The 24,661-nt window shown below is 72.4% G+C and carries 21 protein-coding genes; 12 read left to right on the top strand and 9 right to left on the bottom strand.

The features are described 5' to 3' along the window. The first annotated feature begins 91 nt into the window (after positions 1-91). Positions 92-1,666 (top strand): GAF and HD-GYP domain-containing protein, encoded by a 1,575-nt coding sequence (locus LZ198_RS14925; RefSeq protein ID WP_407667429.1) that lies wholly within the window; start codon positions 92-94, stop codon positions 1,664-1,666. Between the two features lie 81 nt (positions 1,667-1,747). Here LZ198_RS14925 and pyk read toward each other — a convergent pair whose 3' ends face one another. The 4 genes from pyk to LZ198_RS14905 form a co-directional block, all read right to left on the bottom strand. Next, positions 1,748-3,178 carry a pyruvate kinase gene (gene pyk / locus LZ198_RS14920; RefSeq protein ID WP_253972627.1) on the bottom strand — a complete coding sequence of 477 codons (1,431 nt, stop codon included), beginning with the start codon at positions 3,176-3,178 and terminating at the stop codon, positions 1,748-1,750. A 101-nt stretch (positions 3,179-3,279) separates the two neighbouring features. Beyond that, positions 3,280-4,134: a hypothetical protein gene (locus LZ198_RS14915; RefSeq protein ID WP_253972786.1), complete on the bottom strand. Its 855-nt coding sequence runs from the start codon at positions 4,132-4,134 to the stop codon at positions 3,280-3,282. Between the two features lie 155 nt (positions 4,135-4,289). Then, entirely contained in the window at positions 4,290-5,747 is a 1,458-nt protein-coding gene (locus LZ198_RS14910; RefSeq protein ID WP_253972626.1) for an NFACT RNA binding domain-containing protein, read from the bottom strand. Positions 5,748-5,842: 95 nt separating this feature from the next. Next, complete coding sequence (locus tag LZ198_RS14905; RefSeq protein ID WP_253972625.1) at positions 5,843-6,037, bottom strand: hypothetical protein; 195 nt, start codon at positions 6,035-6,037, stop codon at positions 5,843-5,845. A gap of 365 nt (positions 6,038-6,402) precedes the next feature. Here LZ198_RS14905 and LZ198_RS14900 point away from each other — a divergent pair, with 365 nt between their 5' ends. Next, positions 6,403-7,698: a glycoside hydrolase family 1 protein gene (locus LZ198_RS14900; protein WP_253972624.1), complete on the top strand. Its 1,296-nt coding sequence runs from the start codon at positions 6,403-6,405 to the stop codon at positions 7,696-7,698. A 19-nt stretch (positions 7,699-7,717) separates the two neighbouring features. On the opposite strand, the gene dusB is transcribed toward LZ198_RS14900, so the two are convergent. Further along, positions 7,718-8,731, bottom strand: a complete 1,014-nt coding sequence (dusB, locus tag LZ198_RS14895; protein ID WP_253972623.1) for a tRNA dihydrouridine synthase DusB — start codon at positions 8,729-8,731, stop codon at positions 7,718-7,720. A 92-nt stretch (positions 8,732-8,823) separates the two neighbouring features. Between dusB and LZ198_RS14890 the strand changes: the two genes are divergently transcribed. The 6 genes from LZ198_RS14890 (at position 8,824) to LZ198_RS14865 (ending at position 15,675) form a co-directional block, all read left to right on the top strand. Then, positions 8,824-10,257 carry a TPR end-of-group domain-containing protein gene (locus LZ198_RS14890; protein WP_253972622.1) on the top strand — a complete coding sequence of 478 codons (1,434 nt, stop codon included), beginning with the start codon at positions 8,824-8,826 and terminating at the stop codon, positions 10,255-10,257. 84 nt (positions 10,258-10,341) lie between these two features. Then, the gene (locus tag LZ198_RS14885) at positions 10,342-11,358 is read left to right on the top strand and encodes an acyl-CoA desaturase (RefSeq protein ID WP_253972621.1); all 1,017 of its coding nucleotides are present in this window, start codon (positions 10,342-10,344) and stop codon (positions 11,356-11,358) included. A gap of 118 nt (positions 11,359-11,476) precedes the next feature. Then, on the top strand, positions 11,477-12,043 hold the full coding sequence (locus LZ198_RS14880) for an RNA polymerase sigma factor (RefSeq protein WP_253972620.1): 567 nt from the start codon (positions 11,477-11,479) through the stop codon (positions 12,041-12,043). After that, on the top strand, positions 12,040-12,831 hold the full coding sequence (locus LZ198_RS14875) for an NrsF family protein (protein WP_253972619.1): 792 nt from the start codon (positions 12,040-12,042) through the stop codon (positions 12,829-12,831). Before LZ198_RS14880 ends, LZ198_RS14875 begins: the two co-directional genes overlap by 4 nt. Positions 12,832-12,956: 125 nt before the next feature. Further along, on the top strand, positions 12,957-15,062 hold the full coding sequence (locus LZ198_RS14870; protein WP_253972618.1) for a chloride channel protein: 2,106 nt from the start codon (positions 12,957-12,959) through the stop codon (positions 15,060-15,062). Between the two features lie 109 nt (positions 15,063-15,171). Beyond that, positions 15,172-15,675 carry a GNAT family N-acetyltransferase gene (locus tag LZ198_RS14865; protein WP_253972617.1) on the top strand — a complete coding sequence of 168 codons (504 nt, stop codon included), beginning with the start codon at positions 15,172-15,174 and terminating at the stop codon, positions 15,673-15,675. A 51-nt stretch (positions 15,676-15,726) separates the two neighbouring features. Here the strand turns inward: LZ198_RS14865 and LZ198_RS14860 are convergent, their stop codons facing one another. Further along, complete coding sequence (locus LZ198_RS14860; RefSeq protein ID WP_253972616.1) at positions 15,727-16,296, bottom strand: peroxiredoxin; 570 nt, start codon at positions 16,294-16,296, stop codon at positions 15,727-15,729. A 46-nt stretch (positions 16,297-16,342) separates the two neighbouring features. Continuing rightward, positions 16,343-17,629, bottom strand: a complete 1,287-nt coding sequence (locus tag LZ198_RS14855) for an amidohydrolase family protein (RefSeq protein ID WP_253972785.1) — start codon at positions 17,627-17,629, stop codon at positions 16,343-16,345. A 332-nt stretch (positions 17,630-17,961) separates the two neighbouring features. Between LZ198_RS14855 and LZ198_RS14850 the strand changes: the two genes are divergently transcribed. The 3 genes from LZ198_RS14850 to LZ198_RS14840 are packed head-to-tail and all read left to right on the top strand — an operon-like array spanning position 17,962 to position 22,027. Beyond that, on the top strand, positions 17,962-20,172 hold the full coding sequence (locus LZ198_RS14850) for a serine/threonine-protein kinase (protein WP_256559584.1): 2,211 nt from the start codon (positions 17,962-17,964) through the stop codon (positions 20,170-20,172). 11 nt (positions 20,173-20,183) lie between these two features. Beyond that, a complete protein-coding gene (locus LZ198_RS14845) occupies positions 20,184-21,188 on the top strand; it encodes an extracellular catalytic domain type 1 short-chain-length polyhydroxyalkanoate depolymerase (RefSeq protein ID WP_253972615.1) in 1,005 nt (334 codons plus the stop codon). 23 nt (positions 21,189-21,211) lie between these two features. Then, positions 21,212-22,027 (top strand): carbohydrate deacetylase, encoded by an 816-nt coding sequence (locus tag LZ198_RS14840; protein ID WP_253972614.1) that lies wholly within the window; start codon positions 21,212-21,214, stop codon positions 22,025-22,027. Here LZ198_RS14840 and LZ198_RS14835 read toward each other — a convergent pair. Further along, on the bottom strand, positions 21,945-23,867 hold the full coding sequence (locus LZ198_RS14835) for a hybrid sensor histidine kinase/response regulator (RefSeq protein WP_253972613.1): 1,923 nt from the start codon (positions 23,865-23,867) through the stop codon (positions 21,945-21,947). The genes LZ198_RS14840 and LZ198_RS14835 overlap by 83 nt on opposite strands. Positions 23,868-24,050: 183 nt before the next feature. Between LZ198_RS14835 and queF the strand changes: the two genes are divergently transcribed. Beyond that, a complete protein-coding gene (gene queF, locus LZ198_RS14830) occupies positions 24,051-24,407 on the top strand; it encodes a preQ(1) synthase (RefSeq protein WP_253972612.1) in 357 nt (118 codons plus the stop codon). A gap of 45 nt (positions 24,408-24,452) precedes the next feature. On the opposite strand, the gene LZ198_RS14825 is transcribed toward queF, so the two are convergent. After that, positions 24,453-24,647, bottom strand: coding sequence for a hypothetical protein (locus tag LZ198_RS14825; RefSeq protein ID WP_253972611.1), 195 nt, complete (start codon positions 24,645-24,647; stop codon positions 24,453-24,455). Positions 24,648-24,661: the final 14 nt, after the last annotated feature.

Here is a 24,661-nt window from a genome sequence, read left to right as displayed (position 1 = left end):
ATTTCCCACCCGCATGGGCACGGAAGGTATTCCAGGACGTCCACTCCAAAGCAGGAAACCAAGCAGGTCGTGGCCCCGGGCGGTCACCTGGATGGACGTGTTACAACTCCGGGGTCCTGCACGGCCGCAGGGCAACATCGCTCGGAGCCGCCCGGTGCTCTCACCCACCTCCTCGGTCCAGCCCGACCTCAATCGCCGTCTGGCGAAGCTGACGTCCATCCTCGACGTCGCCAAGGCGATGAGCGCCGAGCGAGACCTGGACCTGCTGCTCCCGCTCATCCTCTTCGAGGCCACCAAGGTCGTCGAAGCGGACCGCTGCTCGCTCTTCATCCTCGACCGCGAGCGCAACGAGCTGTGGAGCAAGGTGGCCCAGGGCTCCAAGAGCGAAATCCGCCTCCCGGTGGGCAGCGGCATCGCCGGCCAGGTCGCGCAGACGGGCGCCATCATCAACATCCCGGACGCCTACGCCGACGCGCGCTTCAACCGCTCGTTCGACATCTCCAGCGGCTACCAGACCAAGACCATCCTCTGCGTCCCCATGCGCGACGCCAACGGCGACGTGACGGGCGTCATCCAGGCCCTCAACAAGCTCGACGGCCAGGGCTTCAACTCCGAGGACGAGGAGCTGCTCCTGGCCCTGGGCGCCCAGGCCGCCGGCGCGATTGAGAACGCCCTGCTCCACGAGGAGATCAACAACCTCTTCGAGGGCTTCGTCTCCGCCTCCGTCGTCGCCATCGAGGCGCGCGACCCGACCACCGCCGGCCACTCCGGCCGCGTCGCGTCGCTCACCGTGTCGCTCGCCCAGTCCCTGGAGCACCTGTCCACCGGCCCCTACGCCCGCGTGCGCTTCTCCTCCACCGAAATCCAGGAGCTGCGCTACGCGTCGCTCCTGCACGACTTCGGCAAGGTGGGCGTGCGCGAGCCCGTGCTCGTCAAGGCGGAGAAGCTCTACCCCCACGAGCTGGAGGTGATGCGCGCGCGCTTCCAGCTGGCGCGCAAGGACCTCCAGCTGCAGAGCTACCGCCGCCGCTTCGAGGCGGTGAAGCACCGGGGCGCCCACCACGTGGCGGCCATCGAGGCGGAGGAGTCCGAGCGCCTGGGCGCCGAGCTGAAGCACCTGGACGAGGTGTTCGAGTTCGTCCTCACCTGCAACCGCCCCACCGTGCTCGCCCAGGGCGGCTTCGAGCGGCTCACCGAGCTGGCCCAGCTGCGCTACGTGGACGACCGCGACGCCGCCCAGCCGCTGCTCCTGTCGCGCGAAATCCAGTCGCTCTCCATCCCCCGCGGCACCCTCTCCCCCGAGGAGCGCCGCGAAATCGAGAGCCACGTGGACCACACCTACCGCTTCCTCACCCAGATTCCGTGGACGCGCGCCCTGCGCCGCGTGCCCGAAATCGCCTACGCGCACCACGAGAAGCTCGACGGCACCGGCTACCCGCGCGCCATCCCCGACCGCACCATCCCCGTCCAGTCGCGCATGATGTCCATCTCCGACATCTACGACGCCCTCACCGCCAGCGACCGGCCCTACAAGAAGGCCGTCCCCCACACGCTCGCCCTGGACATCCTCAAGCGCGAGGCCGACTCCGGCCAGCTCGACAAGGACCTGTTCCGCGTCTTCGTCGAGGCCGAGATTCCCCGCCGCGCCCTCCAGCCCCCGAAGTAGCCCCCGAAACGACGACGCGCGGCCCCAGGTCGCCCCAGGACCGCGCGTTGGAATGGACGTCCGTTCCCGGACGCGTCCCGCTCAGCCGTCGATGGTGTGCAGCCGCAGGCTGTTGATCTTCCCGGGCTGGCCCACCGGCGCGCCGTAGACGATGACGATGCGGTCGCCCTTGCGGCCCAGGCCCCGCGCCAGCAGCTCCTCCTCCACGCGGCGCACCATGGCCTCCGTGTCCTGGATGGGCTCCAGCACGCGCGGCACCACGCCCCACAGGAGCGACAGCCGGCGGCGGACCTCCTGGTTCGGGCTGAACGCCACGATGGGCACCGGCGGCCGGTAGTGCGACAGCAGCCGCGCCGTCACGCCGGACAGGGTGAAGGCCGCGATGAGCGTCGCGTTGGCCGCCCGGGCCGCCTCGCACGCCACGCGGGCAATCACGTCCGGGAAGTGCGTGGGCATCCCCAGCGGGGCATCAATCGTGCGCGACACCGGCTGCACCCGCGACGAGGACTCCGCCGCCAGGATGATGCGCTCCATCATCTGCACGGACTCGATGGGGAACTTGCCGCTCGCCGTCTCGCCCGACAGCATCACCGCGTCCGCGCCGTCGAACACCGCGTTGGCCACGTCGCTCGCCTCGGCGCGCGTGGGACGCGGGTTGTCGATCATCGAGTTGAGCATCTGCGTGGCCACGATGACCGGCAGGCCGCGCAGGTTGGAGCGCCGGATGATGTCCTTCTGGACGGCCGGCACCTCCTCCGGCGGAATCTCCACGCCCAGGTCTCCACGGGCGACCATCACGCCGTCCGTCTTGTCCAGGATGGCGTCCAGCCGGGCGATGGCCTCCGGCTTCTCCAGCTTGGCGATGATGGGCACCGTGCGGCCCACCTCGGCCATCGCCTGCCGGGCCGTGTCCAGGTCCGACGGCTGGCGCACGAACGAGAGCGCGATGTAGTCCACGCCCGCCTTGATGCCGAAGACCAGGTCCTCGCGGTCCTTGGGCGTCAGCGCCTCCGCGCGCACGGCCACGCCGGGCAGGTTGATGCCCTTGTTGTTCTTCAGCGTGCCGCCGTGGATGACCTCCGTCTTGATGAGCTTCTGCTTGTCCGTGTGCACGACCTTCAGCTCGAGCAGGCCGTCGTCCAGGAGGATGCGGTCGCCCGGGTTCACGTCCGCCGCCAGGAAGGGATAGGTGGTGGACACGATGTCGTCCGTGCCCGGTACCGTCTCGTCCGTGGTGATGTGGAAGGTGCCCCCCTCCTTCAGCTCCGTGCTTCCCTTGGTGAAGCGCCCGGTGCGGATCTTCGGGCCCTGCAGGTCACCGAGGATGCCCACCGCCTTGCGCACCTTCAGCGAGGCCGCGCGCAGCTTCGCGATGTTCTCCGCGTGCTGCTCGTGGCTGCCGTGCGAGAAGTTCAACCTCGCCACGTCCATGCCGTTCTCCAGCAGCGCCTCCAACATCTCCTGGCTCTGACTGGCCGGCCCCAGGGTGCAGACAATCTTCGCTCGTCGCATAGGACTTACGAGGATGGGTGTCCCTCACGGAGGCGTCAAGCACGCACCACGGGCGGTTTCGCTCGGTAAAACGGTAAATGAGCCAGCGAGCAGTAGAGCCTTCAACCGCGCAACAGCACGCCCAGGTTCTCGCGCTCCCAGCGCAGCGCGGCGGCGTAGTGGGGATAGGTCCGCTCGCGCTCCCGGAAGGCGCGCGGGTGGTGGACGCGACGGCCGCCGCGCCCCGTGCTCGGGAAGAGCTGATGGAGCATCTCGTGGAAGACGATGAACTCCACGAAGAAGGCCGGCACCTCCGGCCTGTCGAGCGCGGGGTGGATGCGAATCTCGCGCGTCTGGTGGTCGTAGACGCCCAGGCGGATGGACTTGCGCCGGCGGCGGGGCGGCATGCGGCCCCAGCCGATGCGCGCCTGGATGAGGTCTTCGAAAAAAGTCGTGTTGACGTTGTTGTAAAGCGCCAGGAGGTCGAAACACCGGCCGCGCGGGTTGAGGTCCGCGTCCGTCTCGCGGCGCACCTGGCGGATGCGCGGCTGCTGCCCGCGGATGTACTCGTCGAGCAATACGCCCGCGGTACGATGGCCGCGCCCCGCGTAGTCCGCGACCGCGCGCACGACGGGCTCGGGCGCGTCGAGGAACATGTGGTGCAGGCGCAGTTGCAGCGCGTTGCCCCCGCGACGGAAGGACACCATGGTGGAGCGGTTGTCCGTCACCGCCAGGCGCACGGGCATCCCCAGCTCCGCGCTCAACCTCCAGGCCAGGGACTCGGCGCGCGTCCACATCTCCTCGCGCGGCGTGGGCGCGTGGAGCATGCGAGGGGCTTCCTCCGGGACGCGGTGGCGTGGAGGGGGAGGTCGGGGCTGCTCGGACACGGGCTGGGTGGACATCTGCGGGGCGCGGGGCTCCGAGGACACCTCCGAGGCCCGGCTGGCCGCGGAGAGGCCGCGAGGGAACAGGGACATCTGGCGGAGGAGCTCGGAGGTCACTCGAGCGCGCATCGTACCCAGCAACCCCGAGGACTCAAGGCCGCCGACCTCCGCCCGCCTGCCCTCCGTCAGCCCGTCAACCGCGTCCCCCACACGCTCCGACTTGAATCACACTCCGGGGGGAGGATTCGTCACGGAGCGGGCACCTCGGCGTGACGGGACTTGAGCAGCCGCTCCAGGCGCTCCGGCTCCATGCGCACGACGAAGGTCTTCTCCCGCGTGTACGTCACCTGACCGTGCGCGCCGCCCTTCACCTTGCGCACGAACTTCGCCGGCACGTAGCTCACCTCGCCGCGCGGCTCGCCCTTCGCGCCCGAGTGGTGCAGCGCCAGGTGCGCCGCGTCGAGGAGCGCCTCCTGCGTGGGCTCCTGTCCCTTCTCCAGCGGGAGCACCACGTGGCTGCCGGGCACGCCGCGCGCGTGCAGCCACAGGTGCCAGGGCCGCGCCACCTTGAAGGTGAGCGTGTCGTTGTCCTCGGAGCCGCGCCCCACCCAGATGCGCGCGCCCGCGTGGCCCACGTACTCCTTGAAGGGCTTGCCCTCCGCGGGGCCGTCCCCGCCCGTGGGCACGTGCAGCACCTCCGCCTGCGCCAGGAGCATGGCTTCGTCCATGCGGTCGATCTGCGCGAGCGCCGCCTCGGCCTGGGACACCTCGCGTGCCAGCTCCGCCTCGCGGTGGCGCGCCTGCTCCACGCCGCGCAGGAGGCGCCGGTACTGGTGGAAGTGCCAGTCCGCCTCCTCCTTGGGCGTGCGCTTGGGGTCCAGGACCACCGCCACCTCGTGCTCGCCCTCCTCCGTATAGGCGGTGAGGGTCACCTCCCTGGCGCCGCGCTTGATGCGGTGGAGGTTCTGCGCGAGCAGCTCGCCCAACTGCCGGTGGCGCTCGGCCTCCGGTCCGCGCCCCGCCTCCGCGCGCACCTTCTCCAGCGTGCGCGAGGAGCGCTTGAGGCGCGCGCGGTAGGGCTGGGCCAGCCGGCGGCGGATGGACTCGGCGCGGCTGGACTGGTCCTTCGCGCCGAGCAGGCGCTCGGCGGCCTGGGCCAGGGGCAGGACGTCCTCCTCCTGGGGCGCGAGGCGCGAGGGCACCGCGCGCGCCTTCTGGAGTGCTTCGGAGGACGCGGCCTCCGGCGGCGTCCAGGCGGCGCCCGGGTAGAGGTTGCGGCGCGGACCGAAGCCCTCGCCGGAGAGCATCAGCACCCGGCCGTTGTCGCTGAGGAGGACGAGGCCGCCGGGGGCGCCCAGCTCCACCACGAGGCGGCGGCGCATCTGCTCGCGCTCGAAGTCCAGCTCCACCACGCGCTCGGCCTCGCGGTAGCGGGCGGCCTGGAGCTTCGCGCCGGTCAGCTCGTGGCGCAGCCAGCGCTGGAAGGGAGCGGGTTCGCCCGGAGTGGGGAAGCGCGTGGGGGCCACGGAGACGCGGGCCAGGTCCCCTTCCGCGCACAGACACAGGAGGACCGAGCGCCCGGGCACGCGCAGCTCCAGGTAGGCCAGTCGTGGGAGGGGACACCAGGCCTTCTGGGCCACCGCGCCCACCAGCTTCGTCCCCACCTCCGCCACCACCTGCTCCAGCTCCACGGGGCGCAGCGACATGGCAACCTCCTGTCCGGAAAAGAAAAACGGCCCGGCGGGTCTCGCCGAGCCGTTCACCGGACGTCAACCACCGTCCGCGAATGACGGGGTGTAGCTCAGGACTCCGGGGTCGCCGGGGCCGCCGCCGTCTTGGCCTTGCTCGCGCGCTTGCGGGCAGGGGCCTTGCGGGCCGTCTTGCGAGCGGTGGTCTTCTTCGCCGCCGCCTTCTTCGCGGTCTTGCCAGCCGTCTTGCGGGTGGTCGTCTTCTTCGCCTTCGCGGACTTCGCGGCGGACTTCTTCTTAGCGGCCATCGGAACCCTCCATGTGATTTTTGGCCCCAGTCAACCGAGGCCCTGCACTCTTCTTGATGGAAGTGAGTGCTTGAAGTGAATGGTACGGGCGACACACCAGTGTGTCAACGCATGGTGATGTATTGCATCGCGCGGCGAGGCCGATTTTTCGGCGTCGGGCGGGTTCGAACGGCGCGAATGGTGCGCCGCGGACGCTTCGGAGGCGACGCGCGAAAACGCGCGCGAGGCCGAAAACTCGGCTCCGGACGCGACGGGCACCATCCGGGAGCGGAGCGCGCGGGCGCACTGTCCGCTGCCGCGCACTGGCGCTCGCGGCACGCGGCGCTTTTCGCCGTGGAGGTCGGCGTCTACGGTGCGCGGCCACGATGAGGACCTCCGAAGAGACCTTCCCCGCGGACTTCACCTTCGGCGTCGCGACGGCGGCGTACCAGGTGGAGGGCGGCATCGAGAACGACTGGGCCGAGTGGGAGCGCGCCGGGAAGTTGAAGGAGCCGCACATGCGCTGCGGCCGGGCGGTGGACCACTGGAGCCGCTACGAGGAGGACTACGCCCTGGCGAGGGCGGTGGGCGCGACGGCGTTCCGCGTGTCGCTGGAGTGGGCGCGCATCGAGCCGGAGCCGGGGCGCTTCGACGGCGCGGCCCTGGAGGCGTACCGGGAGCGGCTGCTGCGGATGAAGGCCCACGGCCTGCGGCCCGTGGTGACGCTCCACCACTTCACCCATCCCGCGTGGTTCCACCGACAGACGCCCTGGCACTCGGCGGAGAGCGTGGAGGTGTTCCGGCGGTACGTCCAGAAATGCGCCCCGCTGCTGGAGGGCCTGGACGCGCTCGTCATCTCCTTCAACGAGCCCATGGTGCTGCTGCTGGGCGGCTACCTGCAGGGCGCCATCCCCCCGGGCCTGGCCAACGGGGCGCTGACCATGCGAGCGATGGAGAACCTGGTGCGCTCGCACGTGGCGGCGCGCGAGGTGCTCCAGGAGCGGCTGGGGCGGGTGGAGCTGGGCATCTCCCAGAACATGCTGGCCTTCTCGCCGGACCGGGCGTGGCATCCGCTGGACCGCGCGCTGGTGCGGCTGGGGGCACAGGCCTACAACCACGCCTTCCACGAGGCGCTGTCCACGGGGAAGCTCCGGGTGAACATGCCGGGCGTGGCCTCCACGAAGGTGGACATCCCGGCGGCGCGGGACTCGGTGGAGTTCATCGGGGTGAACTACTACAGCCGCGCGCACCTGCGCTTCGTGCCGCGCCCGCCCTTCATCGAGTTCAAGTACCGGGACACCCGGGGCCGGGGGCTCACCGACATCGGGTGGGAGGACTGGCCGGAGGGCTTCCTCCAGACGCTGCGCGACGTGCGGCGCTACGGAAAGCCAGTGTGGGTGACGGAGAACGGCATCGACGACCGGGCCGGCACCCGGCGCCCCCACTACCTCCACACGCACCTGGCGCAGGTGCTGGCGGCGCGGGCGGAGGGCGTGGACGTGCGCGGGTACCTCTATTGGAGCCTGCTCGACAACTTCGAGTGGCTGGAGGGCTGGGGCCCGCGCTTCGGCCTGTACCACGTGGACTTCGAGACGCTGGAGCGCCGCCCCACCCCGGCCTGCGACTACTTCCGGACGGTGGCCACCGGCCGCAAGCTGGTGGCGCCGGCCTCCGCGAGGTGAGGGCCCGGGCCGCGCGTCGTCAACCCAGCGCCGCGCGGTAGTCGACGTCCTGCTCCTCCTCGGGGGCGGAGCGGTCCGTGTCGGCGGAGGCGAAGAAGCGGCGCACCGCGTCCGCCACCGCCTCCGGCGCGTCGAGCGTGTTCACCCGGGCGCGGAAGGCGGCGGCGCCCGCGAGGCCGTGGGCGTACCAGGCCAGGTGCCGGCGGAAGGAGCGCACCGCGCCGAGCGGGTCCCCCACGAAGTCGACGTGGGCCTGGAAGTGCTCGAGCACCAGGGCGCAGCGCTCCTCGGGCGAGGGCGGCGGCCCGCCGGCCAGCTCGCGGAATATCCAGGGGTTGCCCAGGGCCCCGCGGCCAATCATCACGAAGTCGCAGCCGGTGGAGTCCAGCATGCGGCGGGCGTCCGCGGGCGTCTTCACGTCCCCGTTGCCGAACAGGGGCAGCTCCGGGAAGTGGCGCTTCAGGTCGGCGATGACGCTCCAGTCCGCCTGGCCGGAGTAGCCCTGCTCGCGGGTGCGGGGGTGGATGGCGAGCCCCGCGCAGCCGGCCTCCTGGAGGGCGGCGGCCATCTGGAGGTAGTTGCGGCTGCGCGCGTCCCAGCCCGAGCGAATCTTGCAGGTGATGGGCAGGCCGGAGGCCTCGCGCATGGCGCGGACGATGGCGGCGGCCCGGGCGGGGTCGCACAACAGCGCGCTGCCGGCGCCGTTCTTCGTCACCTTCTTCACGGGACAGCCCATGTTGATGTCGAGCAGCTGCGCGCCCTTCTCCCGGCCCACCCGGGCGGCCAGGGCCATGGCGTCCGGGTCCCCTCCATAGAGCTGGAGCGAGTAGGGCCGCTCCACCTGGGGGTCGAAGCGCAGGTACAGGAGGGTGCGCTGGTTGGCGCGCATCAGGCCCTGGGAGCTGACGAGCTCGGTGGGGCACAGGGCGGCGCCCAGGCGGAAGGCCAGGACGCGGAACGGCATCTCGGAGACCCCGGCCATGGGGGCGAGGACGTAGGGGTTCGGGAGGGTGAAGGGGCCGAGTCGCAGCATGAAGGCCGGGGAACCTAGCGGAACGCAAAAGCGGTTGCAGGGGGTGCGCTCCGGACTGCGCACCGGCCCCTCAACGGTTAAGGTCGGTCTCCATGTTCCGCTTTCGTCTCGGGAGCATTCCCGTCGAAGTCCACCCCAGCCACCTGCTGGTCTCCGCCCTGTTCGCCTACAACTCCGTGCGCTGGGCCCAGGACGACTGGCCCTTCCGTCAGGTCGCTGACGCGCCGGCGCTGGGCTACACGAGCGCGGTGGTGGTCTACATCCTGTCGTGGATGCTCATCGTCTTCGTGTCCGTGCTCGTCCACGAGCTGGGGCACGCGCTGGCCAGCCGGCTGTTCGGCTACCGGCCGAGCATCGCGCTCGTCTGGCTGGGGGGCCACACGGTGCCCACGGACGCGCCCGGCCCCCTGCCCTGGAAGCGGGACCTGCTCATCACCTGCGCGGGGCCCTTCTTCGGGCTGATGCTGGGCGTGGCGAGCCTCTTCGGGCACATCCTGCTGTCGGGGCACACGCCCGCGCTCGACTTCTTCCTGCGCACCTTCGCCCTGGCCAACTTCATCTGGGCGGTGCTGAACCTGCTGCCGGTGCTGCCGCTGGACGGGGGCCGCATCGCCATCACCCTGGCCACGCGCCTGTTCGGCCCGCGCCATGGCCCGCTGTTGTCCCAGGGGCTGGGACTGCTGGTGTGCGTGGCGGCCGTCGTCTACGGCCTGCGCACCGGGCAGCTCTTCCTCACCTTCCTGTTCGCCATGTACGGCATGCAGGCCTTCCGCACGGTGGCGGACGTGCTCAACGGCGGCAAGCCGGGGCGCGTGCTGGACGCGATGAAGAACCCGCTGGCGCAAAAACTGCGCGAGGCGAAGACGGCGCTGGGGGCCGGCCGGCTGGACGAGGCGCGGCGGCTGGGGGCGCAGGTGCTGGAGGGGGGCGACGACCTGACGGTGGAGCTGGCGGCGCACGCCCACCACCTGCTGGGCTGGGTGGCGTTGAAGGAAGGACAGGGCCGCGCGGCGCTGGACCACTTCTCCCAGGTGCAGGGGCTGCAGGTGGAGGCGCACGCGGTGGCCGCGTCGTACTCCCTCGTCGGCGACGACGCCCGGGCGCTGGATTGGTGGAAGCAGGCCTGGCACGCGTCCGGTGACCGGACGGTGATGCACGAGTTCGCCGGCACGCTCATCCGGCTGGGCCGCGCCCCGGAGGCGCTCAAGCTGCCGGGCGTGGACGCGGCGTCCGCGTTCGCGTGCGCCGAGCGCGTGCTGTTCATCCGCGGCGTCTACTCCGAGGCCGCGGCCGTGGGCGAGCAGGCGTTGGAGTACGTGCCGAGCGCGAGCATCGCCTACGACGCGGCGTGCGCCCATGCCCGGGCGCGCAATGTGTCCGACGCGATGCGCCTGTTGCGGCGCGCCAGCGAGCTGGGCTTCAAGGATGGGGAGTACGCCGCGTCCGACGCAGACCTTGCGTCGCTGCACGGTCACTCCGCATTCGAGGAGTGGCTGACGGAGCTGCGGCAATCCGCCGCCTCCTGACAGAGCCATGACAGGAGGGGGTGTTGATGCCGGGTGGGACTGCGCACCTTCGGACCCGCGCACCATCCAGCTCACGAGGCGCCCTTGCAGACACCCTCTCCTGTTCTGTCCGCGGACAACGAGCGCTTGAACTGGCTGTCGTCCATCCCCTTCTTCGTCATCCACCTGATGTGCCTGTTCGTCTTCTGGGTGGGCGCGAGGCCGGTGGACCTGGCCGTCTGCGTGGGCCTCTACATCGTCCGGATGTGGGGAATCACGGCGGGCTTCCACCGCTACTTCTCCCACCGGGCGTTCAAGACGGGCCGCGTCTTCCAGTTCATCCTGGCGCTGGTGGGCACGCTGTCCGCGCAGAAGGGCGTGCTCTGGTGGGCGGCGCACCACCGGCACCACCACCGCTATTCGGACCAGGCGGAGGACATCCACTCGCCGGTGCAGAAGGGCTTCTGGTTCAGCCACGTGGGATGGATCCTCTGCGACAAGTACGGCGAGACGCGGATGGACGCCATCAAGGACTTCGCGCGCTTCCCGGAGCTGGTGTGGCTCAACCGCTTCCACCTGGTGCCGCCGACGCTCCTGGGCGTGGCGCTGTTCTTCATCGGCGGCTTCCCCATGCTGGTGTGGGGCCTCTTCGTGAGCACGGTGCTGCTGTGGCACGGGACGTTCACCATCAACTCGCTCAGCCACATCTTCGGCAAGCGCCGCTACAAGACGACGGACACCAGCCGGAACAACTGGCTGCTGGCGCTCGTCACCCTGGGCGAGGGGTGGCACAACAACCACCACTACCACCAGAACACCGCCAACCAGGGCTGGTTCTGGTGGGAGGTGGACTTCAGCTACTACACGCTGAAGGTGCTCTCCTGGTTCAAGGTGGTGGAGGGGCTGCGGCTGCCGTCGGACGCGGTGAAGTTCTCCTACCTGAAGTACACGCCGGAGGAGCGCGCGGCCCTGGCGACGCCGACCCGCTACTTCGGCGCGGGCGGCGCGCGGGCGCAGCTGGTGGCCGCGAAGGCCGCCGCCGAGGGCAAGATGCGCGAGGCGCTGGCCGCCGCCGCGGACCAGCTCCCCTCCCCCACGCCGCCCCCGCAGGCGCAGCTATAACCCCGCGCGGAAGGCACGCGCTTCACCCGGGCCGGGAGCAACCGGCTACAGTGCCAGGCGCGTGTCCCCCTCGCCGTTGAAACCGCCCACCGCGCCCCCGCGTACCGGAGGAGAGCCGGTGCGCGCGTCCGTCGCCACCGAGACGGACGAGGTGTTGATGGCCCGGTTCTGCGCAGGTGAAGCCCCGGCGTTCGACGCGCTCTTCCAGCGGCACGCCCCTGCGGTGCGCGGGTACCTCACCCGCCTGACGGGCAGCCCCGCCACCGCCGAGGACCTGGTGCAGCTCACGTTCCTGTCCCTGGTGCGCTCCCGGGGGCGCTTCCAGGCCGGCTCCCGCTTCCGCCCCTGGCTGTACGCCATCGCCACCAACGCCGCGCGGGACCAGCTGCGCCGGGGCCACCGGCCGGAGGAGCTGACGGCCGAGGGCCACCTGCCGGTGGACGTCCCCGCCGAGGTCGCCGGCCCCCGCGACGTGGGCCTGGAGCGGGCCGTGCGCCAGGCGCTCGACCAATTGCCCGAGGGCCAGCGCGTCCCCATCCTCCTGCACCGCTTCGAGGGCATGGGCTTCGCGGAGATCGCCGACACGCTGGGCCTGACGGAGAGCGCGGTGAAGGTGCGCGCGCACCGGGGCTACGCGCGGCTGCGCGAGCTGCTCGCCGCCCTGCGCGAGGAGGCGACGGGATGACGCCCGCGTGCCTGAAGGTGATGGACGCCCTGGGGACGCCGCTGCCCCCCGACCTGGCCGCCCACGTCGCGGGGTGCGAGGACTGCCGCGCGCTCGCGGGGGGCTTCGAGGCGCTGGAGAGCATCGCCCCCTCGGGTGGGGACGCGGGCGCCGGGGCACCTGGGACGGGCCTGGAGACCGCGCACCGCCTCGCGCTCGAGGAGCTGACGGCGCGCCCACGGGCCACGCCGTGGTGGCGCGAGCTGCTGGTGCTGCTGGGCGTGGACGTGGGGGTGATGGCGCTGGGGCTGGCGCTCCTGGGACGGGGGAGCTGGGTGGGAAACCAGGCCGCGCCGTGGGTCGTGGCGGGCGTGGGGTTGCTCATCCTCGCGCTGGTCGGCGCGGGCACCTATCTGGCGCTCGCGCCCCAGCGACGGAAGGTGCCCTCGTGGGGCGCCTTGCTGCTGGGAGCCACGGTCGTGGCCGTGGCGCAGTTGGCGGGCGGTACCGGACAGCGGATGCGCCCACCCCCCATGGGCGGCCTGGGCTGCATGGCCTCCGAGGTGCTCCTGTCGGTGGTCCCCCTGGCCTGCGTCCTCGTCCTCCTGTGCCGGTCCGCCTTCCAACCGGTGCGCGCGGTGGCGGCGGGGCTCTCCGCGGGGGGCGTCAGCCTGCTGGTGATTCACGTCCACTGCTCGGACGGGACGGCCGGGCACCTGCTCACCGGCCACCTGGCACCCTGGCTGGCGCTGGCGGGGCTCGCGGTGCTGCTGCGCTCGCGGCTGCCCACGCGCAGCCACGCCCCCTGAGGCCTGGCCAACACCTCGCCCCCTGACGGTCCCCGCGTCCGCCCCCCGGGGCACACGGCGCCCGGCCGACGGCCCCGCACAAAGGTTGAAGCTTCCACGCGCGGTTTGGGTTAGTGGGAGGACCAATGAATCTCGACGAACCTCCGCCAGGCACTTCGACCCCGACCCCGGTGTGGACGAGGCTGCGCGAGCGGCTCAGCCGGCTGCTCTACCTGACGCTCCAGGCGTCCAACCGGCTGCGGCTGCCCGGTCCGTCCGTGCTGCCCATCGCGGGCGCGGTGGTGGGGCTCTACAGCGGGCTGGCCGCGGGCATCTTCTCCAACCTCATCGGCCTGTTCACCGGCATCACCTTCGGCACGGCGGAGCTGGCGCACACGCTGCGCCGCGGCCAGCTCCAGACGCTGGTGGAGGCGTTCGCGTCCGCGCGGTGGCATCTGGAGTACGCCTTCGTGGGGGCGCCGCTGGCGCTGGGCGCGCTGCTGCTGGCGCGGGTCATCGAGCCAGGGGGTCCTCGGGACGAGGTGAAGCGGCGGCTGCGGCTGCTGGCGCTGCTGACGCTGGGCGCGCTGTCGCTCTACTACCCGCTGGTGGCGTTGTCCGCGCTCAACAGCGTCTTCGGCCACGCGCACGCGCTGTCGGACGTGGTGCCGCAGCTTCCCTGGTGGTTGATGTTGCTGGCGCCGACGCTGGGTGGCGTGCTGGTGGGACGGCTCCTGCGCGACCGGCCGGAGACCCACGGGCACGGGGTCCCGGAGGTGGTGCGCGCGGTGAAGAGCGGCGCCAACGTGGTGCCCGCGGACCGGGGCCTGTTGAAGCTGGTGGCGTCGGCCATCACCATCGGCAGCGGGGGTTCGGCCGGGCGCGAGGGCCCCATCGTGTACGGCGGCGCGGCCTTCGCGTCGACGGTGGGCCGGGTGCTGGGCTTCAGCCGCCGGGAGCTGTCCATCCTCCTGGCGTGCGGCGCGGGCGCGGGCATCTCCGCGTCGTTCAACGCCCCCATCGCGGGCGCCGTGTTCGCGATGGAGATCATCCTGCGCGAGTTCGAGCTGCGCGTCTTCTCGCCCATCATCCTCGCCAGCGTGGCGGGCACGCTGGTGAGCCAGGGCGTGCTGGGTGAGGCGCCCCTGCTGCGCCAGGTGTCGTACGACCTGGTGAGCGGCTCGGAGGTGCTGGCGTACGCGGTGCTGGGCATCGGCTGCGGGCTGCTGGCCTTCGGCTTCGTGCGGCTGCTCCACGGGGTGGAGCACTTCTTCCGGGGCGGCGGGGGCGGGAAGCTGTCGCCGTGGCTCGCGAAGAAGCCGCTGCACTTCCGCGCGGGCCTGGGTGGCCTGTGCGCGGGCCTGCTGGCCTTCGTCAGCCCCACGGTGTGGGGCAGCGGGCACGACTACATCAACCTGGCCGCGGTGGGACAACTGCCGTTCTTCTTCCTCGTCACCGCGTGCGTGCTGAAGCTGGTGGGCACCGCGCTCACCATCGGCAGCGGCGGCTCGGGTGGGACCTTCTTCCCCGCGGCCGTCATCGGCGCCATGGCGGGTGGGGCCTTCGGCACGCTGGTGCACTACTTCTTCCCGGCGAGCACCGGGCCCAGCGGCGCGTACGCCCTGGTGGGCATGGGCGGCGCGGTGGCGGCGCTCAACCGCGGCCCCCTCACCGGGATGATGATGATCTACGAGCTGAGCGGGAACCACGACATCATCCTGCCGCTGATGGTGACGTGCACCATCGCCTCCGCGCTGTGCCACTACCTCATCGAGCGCAAGTCGCCGAAGGTGCAGAGCGACGCGGACCTGCTGGAGGCCACGCCCGTGCGCGCGCTGATGGAGCACCTGCCGCCGGTGCCCGCGGGCCTGCCGCTGCGGCCGCTGGCGGACCTGCTGCTCACCTCCGAGACGGGCACCCTGCCCGTGCTGGACACCTCCGGACAGGTGTACGGCATCGTCCAGGTGCAGCAGTTGCGCGAGGTGTGGCGCGACGAGGCCGTCTACCCGCTGCTGGTGGCCAGCGACCTGGCGCGCAAGCTGCCCCTGCTGTCACCGGACGCGGACCTGGCCCACGCGGTGCGGGTGATGGACCAGGAGGACGTGGACGCGCTCCCCGTCGCCGCGCCCCAGGGCATCGCCACCTGCGGGCTGCTCACGCGCACCGCCATCCGGCGCTTCCTCTTCGCGCAGCACGCCCAGGCGCACGCCCGCGGCACCCCGCCGATGAGCGCCACCGAAGTCACGCACTGACCCGCGCCACGCCCGCCCTCCAGGGTCCGTCCTGCCCCATGCCGAGGGCGGGCACGGACGCTGGTGGGCGCGCGCGGGATTGGTCATGCTGGGTCGCGGGAGGGACCTGGTGGAGATACTCCGTGCGACGCCGGCCGAGCACCCGCTGTTGCGCAACCTGTACCCGCTCTACCTGCACGACTTGAGCGAGTTCGGGGTGGAGTACCACCTGGACGCGGAGGGGCGCTGGGAGCCGGACTTCCTGCCCACGTGGCTCGCGCCCTCGCCGGAGGTGCACCCGCTGCTCCTGCGGGACGACGGGCGCACGGTGGGCTTCGCCTTCGTCGCGCAGGCGCCCTTCCCCTACATGACGCGCGGGCGCGACTTCCGGATGAGCGAGTTCTTCATCCTGCGCGGCGAGCGCGGCCGGGGCCTGGGACGGCTGGCGGCCCGCGCCGTCTTCGACCACTTCCGCGGCGCCTGGGAGGTCAGCCAGTTGCCCGGCAACGGCGCCGCCATCGCCTTCTGGCGCAAGGTCATCCGCGAGTACACCGGCGGGCGCTTCGAGGACACCTACGTGGAGAACTTCCCGGCGCAGGTCTTCGACAACCGCGCGCTCCCGCCCCAGGGATGAGCGCGCTCGCGCGGACGTCCGCTCATCCCCGGTCCTGGTGGAGCGGAACGGCTACTTCACCGGCTTCGCCGCGGCGTCCTTCGCGGGCGCGGCGTCCTTCCCGGGAGTCGCCACCGGGGCGGTGGGCGCCGCGGCCTTGCCCTGCGAGCACGAGGTGATGGCGCCCGTGGGGTCGACGGCGTCGCCGCCCGAGTCCACCTTGAGCACCTTGCGGTCCGCGCCCACGACGAAGGTGTAGCGCTTGGACACCGTCACCAGCGGCATCTTCACGTCGTAGGCGTCCACCACCTTGCCCTCGGGGTCGGGGATGAAGGGGAACGGCGCCTTCAGGTCCGCCTTGAAGCGCGTGAGCGTGGGAGCGTCGTCCGTGCTGAAGGCCAGCACGCGGCCCTGGAGCTGCTCGATTTCGGCGTGCCGCGCCGTGTACGCCTTCAACTCCTTGGTGCAGCCTCTGGTGAAGGCCTTGGGGAAGAAGGCCACGATGACGGGCCCCTGCTTCACCAGCTCCGACAGGATGTAGACCTTGCCGTCGGTGTCCTTCACCGTGAAATCCGGAGCGGTGTCTCCGACCTGGGGGATGGCGCCGACCAGCAGCCCTGCGACGAGTACGGGAGCGAGCATGGCGGCGATTTCACCCGCCCCCACCGGGACAGGCAAGCCGCGCGGGCTACGACTTCGATTCCGCCATCCGCGCCCACACGGCGGCCGCCGCCTCGCGCGCCTGCTCGGCCACCACGGAGGGGTTCACCGACAGGGGCCTGCGCGCCCACATCCGCCACACACCGTCCACCATCACCGCCTCCACGTGCCGGCTGCCCAGGCCGAACACCACGTGCCAGGCCAGGTTCTCCGCCGTCAGCGGCGTGGCCGGCAGGTAGTCGAGCACGAGCAGGTCCGCCAACGCCCCCTCGCGCATGGGGCCCACCTGCGCCCCGAACACCTGCGACACCAGCCGGTGGCCGTTGGCCAGGTAGCGCAGCACGTCGATGGGCTGCCCCGCCTCGCGCGAGCGCAGGTACGCCGCCTGCGCCTCCGCGAACAGGTCCGCCGACACGCCGTCCGCCCCCAGCGTCGCGCGCGCCCCGAACTTCAGCGCGGGCGCGTAGCCCACCTCCAACCCCTGGTTGGCGCGCGGGGTGTGGACGATCCACGACCCCGTCGCGATGACCTGCGCCAGGTCCGCCCACGCCAGGTGCCCCACGTGGGCCAACTGGCTGCGCGGCGACAAGAGCCCCGCGTCCAGCAGGCGCGGCACCGGCGAGGCGCCGTGGCGCTCGTTGGACAGCCGCTCGTCCAGCGGGTCCTCCGCCAGCGGCAGGTGGAGGCCGGTGTTCGTCGTCTTCAGGGCCTCCGCCAGCCCCTGGAGCGCGTCCGCCCCCAGCGTGAAGCAGGGCCCCGCGCCCACCTGTCCCCGGAAGCGCCCCTGGGCCTTCTGGGCGAAGCCCACCGTCTCCTCGAGCCCCTCCTCGCGCACCATGGCGCCCGAGCGGTCCGACACGGCGTAGGAGAGCACCCCCCGGACACCCACCTCGTGGAGCCCCCGGGCCAGGCGCACCAGCGAGCCGGAGACGGCGCGGGGCGACGAGTGGAGGTTGCACACGGTGGTGGTGCCGCACTGGAGCGCCTCCAGGCCCCCGGCGGTCCCCACCACCTGCACCGCGTCCAGGTCGAACGCGTCCTCGTAGGGCCAGAGCACCTTCTCCAACAGGTCCTGGTAGCCGTCCATCTGGGGGTGGGGCATCCCGCGCCCCAGCACCGCGTGCAGCCGGTGGTGGGCGCTCACCAGCCCCGGGAAGACCAGCTTGCCCGACAGCGCCACCACCTCGTCATCCCCCACGGGCGCCAGGTCGGGGCCGCGGGCGACGATGCGCTCACCCTCGATGCGCAGGTCGACACGCTCCACCACCGCGGGCTCCAGCTCGACGACGAAACCACCCTTGAGGACGGTGCCCAACATCCCTCCGAACGAAGAACGACGCGCGTGGCGGGTCAGCGGCCGCCGACGTTAACACTCCCCTCGCCCCCTCGCGCGAGCAGGCAGCAGCGCGTCCACGCCGCGTGAAACGCCCGCACGCGCGTGCGCCGCGCCCGCCCCCCTCGCCCGTCGACATCACGCTGCGGGGTCGACGGGGCCCCGGACTGTCCGCGAGAGGACGGGCCCCTCCTTCGACGCGCGCCGCCAAGGTCCCACATCACGGTGGCATCACATTGGCATCCAGGCAGGCGTCCCCCTCGGACTTCTGAGAGTGCACGCGGGTGGCCTCCTACACATAGACTGCGGCCATCTTGGAGTCGGGTCCCAACACCTACTGGGTCGGCCGCTACCGGCTGTCCGCGCGCATCGCGACGGGCGGCATGGCGGAGGTGTACCTGGGGCGGCGCTTCGAGGACAACGGCGAGCGGGGACCCGCGGTGGCGGTGAAGCGGCTGATGCCGCACCTGGCCACGGACCGCCGCGTGGTGCAGATGTTCCTCAACGAGGCCCGCATCACCGCGCAGGTGCGCCACCCCAACGTCGTCTCCATCCTCGAGCTGGGGATGGAGGGCACCGAGCCGTTCATCGCGATGGAGCTGCTGGAGGGGCGCTCGTTCGCGGAGCTGCGGCAGGGGGCGGCCGAGCGGGGCCAGCGCGTGCCGCTGGGCATCACCCTGCGCGTGCTGGTGGACGCGTGCCGGGGCCTGGACGCCGCGCACCGCGCGGTGGACGAGGCGGGCCGGCCGCTGCGCATCGTCCACCGCGACTTCACGCCGGACAACATCCACGTCGGCGTCAACGGCGCGGTGAAGGTCATCGACTTCGGCATCGCCAAGGCGGACGCGCTCGGCTCGGGCACGGAGCCCGGGGTGCTCAAGGGCAAGTTCTTCTACATGTCGCCGGAGATGATCGCCGGCAAGCCCGTGGACCACCGCGCGGACCTCTTCGCCGCGGGCGTCATGCTCTACGAGCAGTTGTGCGGACGCCGCCCCTTCACCGGCATGACGGCGGAGGAGGTGCTGGGCCGCATCGCCGAGGGGCGCGCCAAGCCGCCCACCACGTTCGACCCGTCCGTGCCCGCGGCGCTGGAGCTGGTGTGCCTCACCGCGCTGCAGCGGGACCCGGCCGCGCGCTTCGACAGCCTCGAGTCCTTCATCGACGCCATCGAGGCCATCGGCGGGCCGGCCGAGGTCGCCTCCGCCGAGCAGGTCGCCTCCTACGTCGACACGCTCTTCCCGCCGGACCGCGACCCCAAGCGCCAGGCGCTGCGCCGCGCGCGCATGGCGGACCCGTCCCATGGCGGCACGCCGCCGGCCCCGCGCGTCTTCGACCCGAACGCCGCGCCCCACGCGGCCATGACGCTGCCCGCCGCGTGGGCCCCGCTGCCCCCGCCGACGCCGGAGCCCGAGCCCCTCCAAGCCGTGGGCAACACGGGCGCCCTCCCCAACTCGGCCACCGTGGCGGGCTTCCGGGGCAGCGCGCCCGGCACGGTGGTGCCCGTGCGCCGCGAGCCGCTGCCCACCGACTCCACGCCGCCCACGCCCAGCAACATCTCCGGCATCCGCGAGGGCGAGCCCGGCCGGCGGCGCTCGCGCGTGGGGTGGGTCGTGATGGGCGTGCTGGTGCTCGCGGCGCTCGGCGGTGGAGGCGCGTGGCACCTGCGCCGGCCGGAGCCGACCCCCGCCGAAAGGCTGGCCCGGGCCGAGGCCGCCACCGACGCGGCGGACCAGGTCGCGGCGCTCTCCGGCCTGGGCGCGGACGCGCGCGCCACCGCCGAGGAGCTGGCGCGCGCCGGGAAGCGGCTCCTGGAGGCGGGCGCGAACGCGCAGGCGCTGGAGCTGGCCGAGGCCGCCGTGCAGCGCTTCCCCAAGGACCTGGAGGCGCACCTGCTGGCGGCGCGCGCGGCCACGGAGCTCAACCGGGGCAAGCGCGCCGAGCGCGCCCTGGACGAGGCCGCCGCGCTGGCCCCCAAGGACCTGCGGCCGGCGCTGGCCCTGACGGACCTGCGCGAGCGCCAGGGCGACCTGCCCGGCGCGCTGGCGGCGCTGGCGAGGGCCCACGCGCAGCAGCCCGGCTCCTCGAAGGTGACGCCGCGCTACGGACGCCTGCTGTCGCAGAGCGGCCGGCTGGACGAGGCCAACGCGGTGCTGACGGCCTGGACGCGCGAGCACGACGACGCGGCCAGCCTGGCCGAGCTGGGCTTCGTGCGCTTCCGCCAGGAGCGCGTGGACGAGGCCGCGAGCCTCCTCAAGCGCGCGCTGCGCAAGGACGGCAAGCTCTCCGTGGCCCACTACTACCTGGGGGCCGTGCTCTTCCGACAAGGCGACAGCGCGGGCGCCGAGCGCGCCTACCGGGAGGCGGACAAGCTGAAGCCGGAGGACCCTCGGGCGCTGGCGGCGCGGTGCCAGCTCCACGCCCACGGCGGCAACGCGACGGCCGTCGCCGAGGTGAAGCGTGCGCTGGAGGAACGATTCCCCAGCCAGGCGGGCGTGCTCGCGGCGGAGTGCAAGTCGGGGAACTAGATTCCTCCGGCATGCGCCTTCCGCCCGCCCTCCTCGCCACGCTCCTGTCCGGACTCGTCGCGTGTTCGTCGTCCAGCGCGACCCGTCCCGAAGGGCCGGGTGACGAGAGCCCCGGGCCGGCCACCGCGGGCGAGCCGCCCGTACCGGAGCGGGCCGCCTGCTCGGGCCTCACCGTGGGCCCGGGCACCCACGACTGGACGGTGCGCCACGCGGGCCGCGAGCGGCAGTACCGGGTCCACGTGCCGCCCGGCTACGACGCCACCCGGCCGACCCCGGTGGTGCTCGCCTTCCACGGCTTCGGCTCCACGGGGCGGCAGCTCGAGTCCCGCATCCAGCTGTCCGCGCTGGCGGACACGGAGGGCTTCCTCGCCGTCTACCCCCAGGGGCTGGGCGCGCGACAGCTCTCCGGCGAGTCCGCGAAGGAGGGCGGCTACGGCTGGAACGCGGGCGCCTGCTGCGGCCTGCCCCAGGTGTCCGGCGTGGACGACGTGGGCTTCGTGGACGCGCTGCTCGCGGACCTGGACACGCGCGTGTGCGTGGACCCGCGGCGCACCTTCGCCACGGGCTTCTCCAATGGCGGCTTCTTCGCCTACCGGCTCGCGTGCGAGCGCGCGGGGCGCTTCGCGGCCATCGTCCCAGTGGCGGGGATGGAGGGCGTCAGCCCCTGCGCGCCGTCGCGCCCGGTGCCCGTGCTGCACTTCCACGGCACCGCCGACCCCGTCATCCTGTACGGCGGCGGAGAGAACATCCCGTTCGGCCACCCCTACCCGTCCGCCGAGGAGTCCGTCCTGCGCTTCGCCCGGCGCGCGGGCTGCACCGCCACCCGGGAGACGTGGCGCCAGGGCGGCAGCGCCTGCGTGGAGCACACCGGGTGCACGCCGGAGGGCGCCACCGCCACGCTGTGCAGCGCGGAGGGCGCGGGCCACGTCTGGCCGGAAGCCTCCACCCCTTCCAACACCGGCCTGGACGCCACCCGCGAGGCGTGGCGCTTCTTCCAGGCCCATCCGCGTCCCTGAACGCTGACAGGAGAAAGGCCACCATGAGCCCACGCGTCCTCATCATCAACGCCGACGACCTGGGCTACGACCCGGCCATCACCCGCGGCCTCCTGGAGGCCATGCGCGGGGGCGTCGTCACCTCCGCCACCCTCCTGGTGAACACGCCCTTCTCCGAGGCCGCCGCGCACGAGGCGAAGGGCCTGGCGCTGGGGCTGCACCTGAACCTCGCCCGCTTCACGCCGGTGTGGGAGGACTTCCCTCGCGAGCTGCTGGGCAGCGAGGGGACGTTCGTGGAGTCGCGCGCGGCGGCCCTGCCCACGGAGGTGGTGGAGGCCGAGGTGCGCGCCCAGTTGGCGCGGCTGGAGGCGCTGACGGGCAGCGCCGCCACCCACGTGGACGTCCACAAGCACCTGCACCTGCACGCCAACGTGCTGGAGGGCCTCATCCGCGTCGTGCTCGACGCGAAGCTGCCGGTGCGCTCCATCGACGCGATGATGCGCCACGCGCTGGAGAAGCGGGGCGTGCCCACCAACACGCACTTCCTGGGGGACTCGGGCGACGAGGCCTACTGGACGCTGGAGCGCTTCGAGGCGGAGGTGGCCACGCTGCCGCGCGCGGGCATCATCGAGCTGATGTGCCACCCGGGCTACCGCCCCCAGACGGTGAAGGGGGGCTACGCGGCCCAGCGCGAGGTGGAGCTGGCCACCTTCATCCATCCCCGGGCCCGCGAGGCGCTGTCGCGCATGGGCATCGTCCCCACGGACTACCGCGCCCTCACGCGCGAGGGGCGAGCGTCCCCAGCGGCGACTCCCCGCCCGAGGGGGACACCTCCGCCGGCCGGCGACGCTCCTGCGTGAGCACGTTGCGCACCCGGGCCACCAGCTCGTCCGCGACGTAGGGCCGCGTGCACAGGGACGACTCCTCCTGGGCCCACCAGGGGCGCGCGTCGCCCGCCAGGAGGATGGGCACCGGCCGCGCGCGGGGCAGCGTGGCGAAGGTCTCCAGGAAGACGCCGGCCTGGCCGTGGGTGGCGGTGGTGGACAGGACGATGAGGTCCACCGGCAGGTGCGTGGCGCGGCGCAGCGCCTCCGCGCCGTCGCGCGCGGTGAGCACCTCGTAGCCCTCCGAGCACAGCACGCGCTCCGCCATGGCCTCCAGGGTGGAGTCCTCGTCCAGGAGCAGCACCCGCCGGGGCAGCTTCTTCACCTCGTGCGCGGGCATGCGCGGCAGGCCCACGGTGAAGGTGCTGCCCTGCCCCTCCGCGCTGGCCAGGGACAAGGCGCCCCCGTGCAGCCGCGCGATGGAGTGGCTGATGAACAGCCCCAGCCCCAGCCCCCCGAAGTTGCGGTGCGACACGTTGCGGGCCCGGTAGAAGCGCTGGAACACCTGCGACTGGTCCGCGCCGGGGATGCCGATGCCGTGGTCCTGCACGTGGATGCGCGCCTCGCCCGTCAGCCGCTCCACGCGCACGGAGATGGGCTCGCCGGGGGGGCTGTACTTGTGCGCGTTCTCCAGCAGGTTCACCAGCACCTGCTCCAGCCGGTCCCGGTCGCCGCGCACCCAGACGCGCTCGCGCGGCACGTCCACCGCGAAGGGCCGGTCGAAGGCGGCGCGGAAGTGGTCCACCACCTCCGCCACCAACTGCCCCACCTCCAGCGGGGCCAGGGCCAGCGCCAGCCGCCCCATGTCCAGCCGCGAGGCGTCCAGCAGGTCGTCCACCAGCCCCACCAGCCGGTCCACCTGGCGCTTGGACTTGAGCACCGAGGACAGCTCCACCGACTGCCCCTGGGCCAGCTTGCGCTCCATGGTGTACAGGCCCAGCTTGAGCGGCGTCAGCGGCGTCTTCAGCTCGTGGCTGGCGATGGACATGAACTCCTCGCGCACCTGGAGCGCCGACTTCGCCTCGCGCAGGAGGCGCGCGTTCTCCACCGCCACCGCGAGCTGGTTGGCCGCCGCCGTCCACAGCTCCAGCTCCCGGGCGGAGAACGAGGTGCCCTGCTCCTTGTAGAGCAGCAGGAGCCCCACCGTGCGGCGGGGCGCGCACAGGGGCACCGCCGCGAAGATGGAGCCCAGCGAGTCCCCGTACCCGCGCTGGATGCCGAGCTGGGCCTGCCGCATCGCCAGGGCCTGGCGGAACGGGTCCTCCTCCGGGTCGAAGGCGTCCTCGGGGGACTCGCCCCCGGCCAGGTCCGACACCGCGGAGCGGCGCAGCTCCACGCCCTCCTCGTCGCACAGGTAGACCTCCGCGCGCCGCACCTGGGCGCAGCGCACCAGCGCCACCACCGCCGCGGCGCACACGCTGTCCACCTCCAGCGACTCGCCCACCGCCCGGGCAATCTCGCGGACGGCCAGGGAGAAGGCCCCCTCGTCGTCGACGCCGGAGGACTCCACCACCAGCCACGCGCCGGGCGGTTCCGCTTCACCGGGCCCGGGCTTCACGTGGACGCGGACCTGGTGCAGCGCGCGGGTGATGACGGGGCCGGTGTGGGGACGCCGCTCGCGGACGGCGAGCGCCACCGCGTCCAGGCCCGGGCCCGGCTCCAGCGCCTCCAGGAGGCTGCCGCCCGGGCGCAGCGCCACGCCCGCCTTCCGGGCGAAGTCCTGCTCGCACCACTGCACCACCAGGTCCGGGCCCACGCGGACCAGGGCCTGGGGAAGGCACGAGAGGGCGTCTTCGACGTCGAAGGGAAGAGGCATGGGCTCGGCGGGGCGAGGGGCGGGGCCTGGGCGGGACTGGGGATTATTGCCCCGCCCCCCGCAATCCCCACGGGTGGACGACCCTCGCGTTGAGGGGCGGACACATGGGCCCGGTCCCCCACCGGACGGGCGAGGGGCCACGTCGTGGATGACACGTAGCGATGGTGTGGTAGACGACAGCGCATGCCTTCGCAGCCGTCCAAGGACATCCAGACCTTCCCGAACCCCGCCCCGGAGCGCGACTACGAGATCGCGTTCGACTGCCCGGAGTTCACCTGCCTGTGCCCCATGACGGGCCAGCCGGACTTCGCCCGCTTCAAGATTTCGTACGTGCCCGACCAGCTCTGCGTGGAGCTGAAGAGCCTCAAGCTCTACATGTGGTCGTACCGCAACGAGGGCGCCTTCCACGAGAAGGTCACCAACACCATCGCGGACGACATCATCAAGGCCATCCAGCCGCGCAAGCTCACCGTGGTGGGGGACTTCTTCGTGCGCGGCGGCATCGGCACCATCGTCACGGTGACGCACACCAAGAAGTAGCGGCCCGCGAGGCGACGGCGAGCGCCGCCCCGCGTGGCGAGGCGCTCACTCCGCCTTGTTGAAGATGTCGTCGGCCTTGGTGTTGAGGTCCTTCTCCAGGCGGTCGGCGGCCTTGTGCACGTTCTCCAGGCGCCGGGCGGCGGCCGCCTGCGGGTCCGTCTTGGCCGGGCGGTACATCACGTACCACACGCCCGCGAGCACGACGCCGAGGCCCAACACGAAGGTGACGATGCGACCCATGGACATCCTCCTCC

This window comes from Myxococcus dinghuensis (genome assembly GCF_024198235.1).
GTDB classification, from domain to species: Bacteria; Myxococcota; Myxococcia; order Myxococcales; family Myxococcaceae; genus Myxococcus; species Myxococcus dinghuensis.
This window is presented reverse-complemented; position numbering and strand designations above follow the sequence as displayed.

Excerpts from the sequence above, each read along its gene's own strand:
- LZ198_RS14925 (WP_407667429.1), top strand. The coding sequence starts at position 92 with ATGGACGTGTTACAACTCCGGGGTCCTGCACGGCCGCAGGGCAACATC.
- pyk (WP_253972627.1), bottom strand. The coding sequence starts at position 3,178 with ATGCGACGAGCGAAGATTGTCTGCACCCTGGGGCCGGCCAGTCAGAGC.
- LZ198_RS14915 (WP_253972786.1), bottom strand. The coding sequence starts at position 4,134 with ATGTCCCTGTTCCCTCGCGGCCTCTCCGCGGCCAGCCGGGCCTCGGAG.
- LZ198_RS14910 (WP_253972626.1), bottom strand. The coding sequence starts at position 5,747 with ATGTCGCTGCGCCCCGTGGAGCTGGAGCAGGTGGTGGCGGAGGTGGGG.
- LZ198_RS14905 (WP_253972625.1), bottom strand. The coding sequence starts at position 6,037 with ATGGCCGCTAAGAAGAAGTCCGCCGCGAAGTCCGCGAAGGCGAAGAAG.
- LZ198_RS14900 (WP_253972624.1), top strand. The coding sequence starts at position 6,403 with ATGAGGACCTCCGAAGAGACCTTCCCCGCGGACTTCACCTTCGGCGTC.
- dusB (WP_253972623.1), bottom strand. The coding sequence starts at position 8,731 with ATGCTGCGACTCGGCCCCTTCACCCTCCCGAACCCCTACGTCCTCGCC.
- LZ198_RS14890 (WP_253972622.1), top strand. The coding sequence starts at position 8,824 with ATGTTCCGCTTTCGTCTCGGGAGCATTCCCGTCGAAGTCCACCCCAGC.
- LZ198_RS14875 (WP_253972619.1), top strand. The coding sequence starts at position 12,040 with ATGACGCCCGCGTGCCTGAAGGTGATGGACGCCCTGGGGACGCCGCTG.
- LZ198_RS14870 (WP_253972618.1), top strand. The coding sequence starts at position 12,957 with ATGAATCTCGACGAACCTCCGCCAGGCACTTCGACCCCGACCCCGGTG.
- LZ198_RS14860 (WP_253972616.1), bottom strand. The coding sequence starts at position 16,296 with ATGCTCGCTCCCGTACTCGTCGCAGGGCTGCTGGTCGGCGCCATCCCC.
- LZ198_RS14845 (WP_253972615.1), top strand. The coding sequence starts at position 20,184 with ATGCGCCTTCCGCCCGCCCTCCTCGCCACGCTCCTGTCCGGACTCGTC.
- LZ198_RS14840 (WP_253972614.1), top strand. The coding sequence starts at position 21,212 with ATGAGCCCACGCGTCCTCATCATCAACGCCGACGACCTGGGCTACGAC.
- LZ198_RS14835 (WP_253972613.1), bottom strand. The coding sequence starts at position 23,867 with ATGCCTCTTCCCTTCGACGTCGAAGACGCCCTCTCGTGCCTTCCCCAG.
- queF (WP_253972612.1), top strand. The coding sequence starts at position 24,051 with ATGCCTTCGCAGCCGTCCAAGGACATCCAGACCTTCCCGAACCCCGCC.
- LZ198_RS14825 (WP_253972611.1), bottom strand. The coding sequence starts at position 24,647 with ATGGGTCGCATCGTCACCTTCGTGTTGGGCCTCGGCGTCGTGCTCGCG.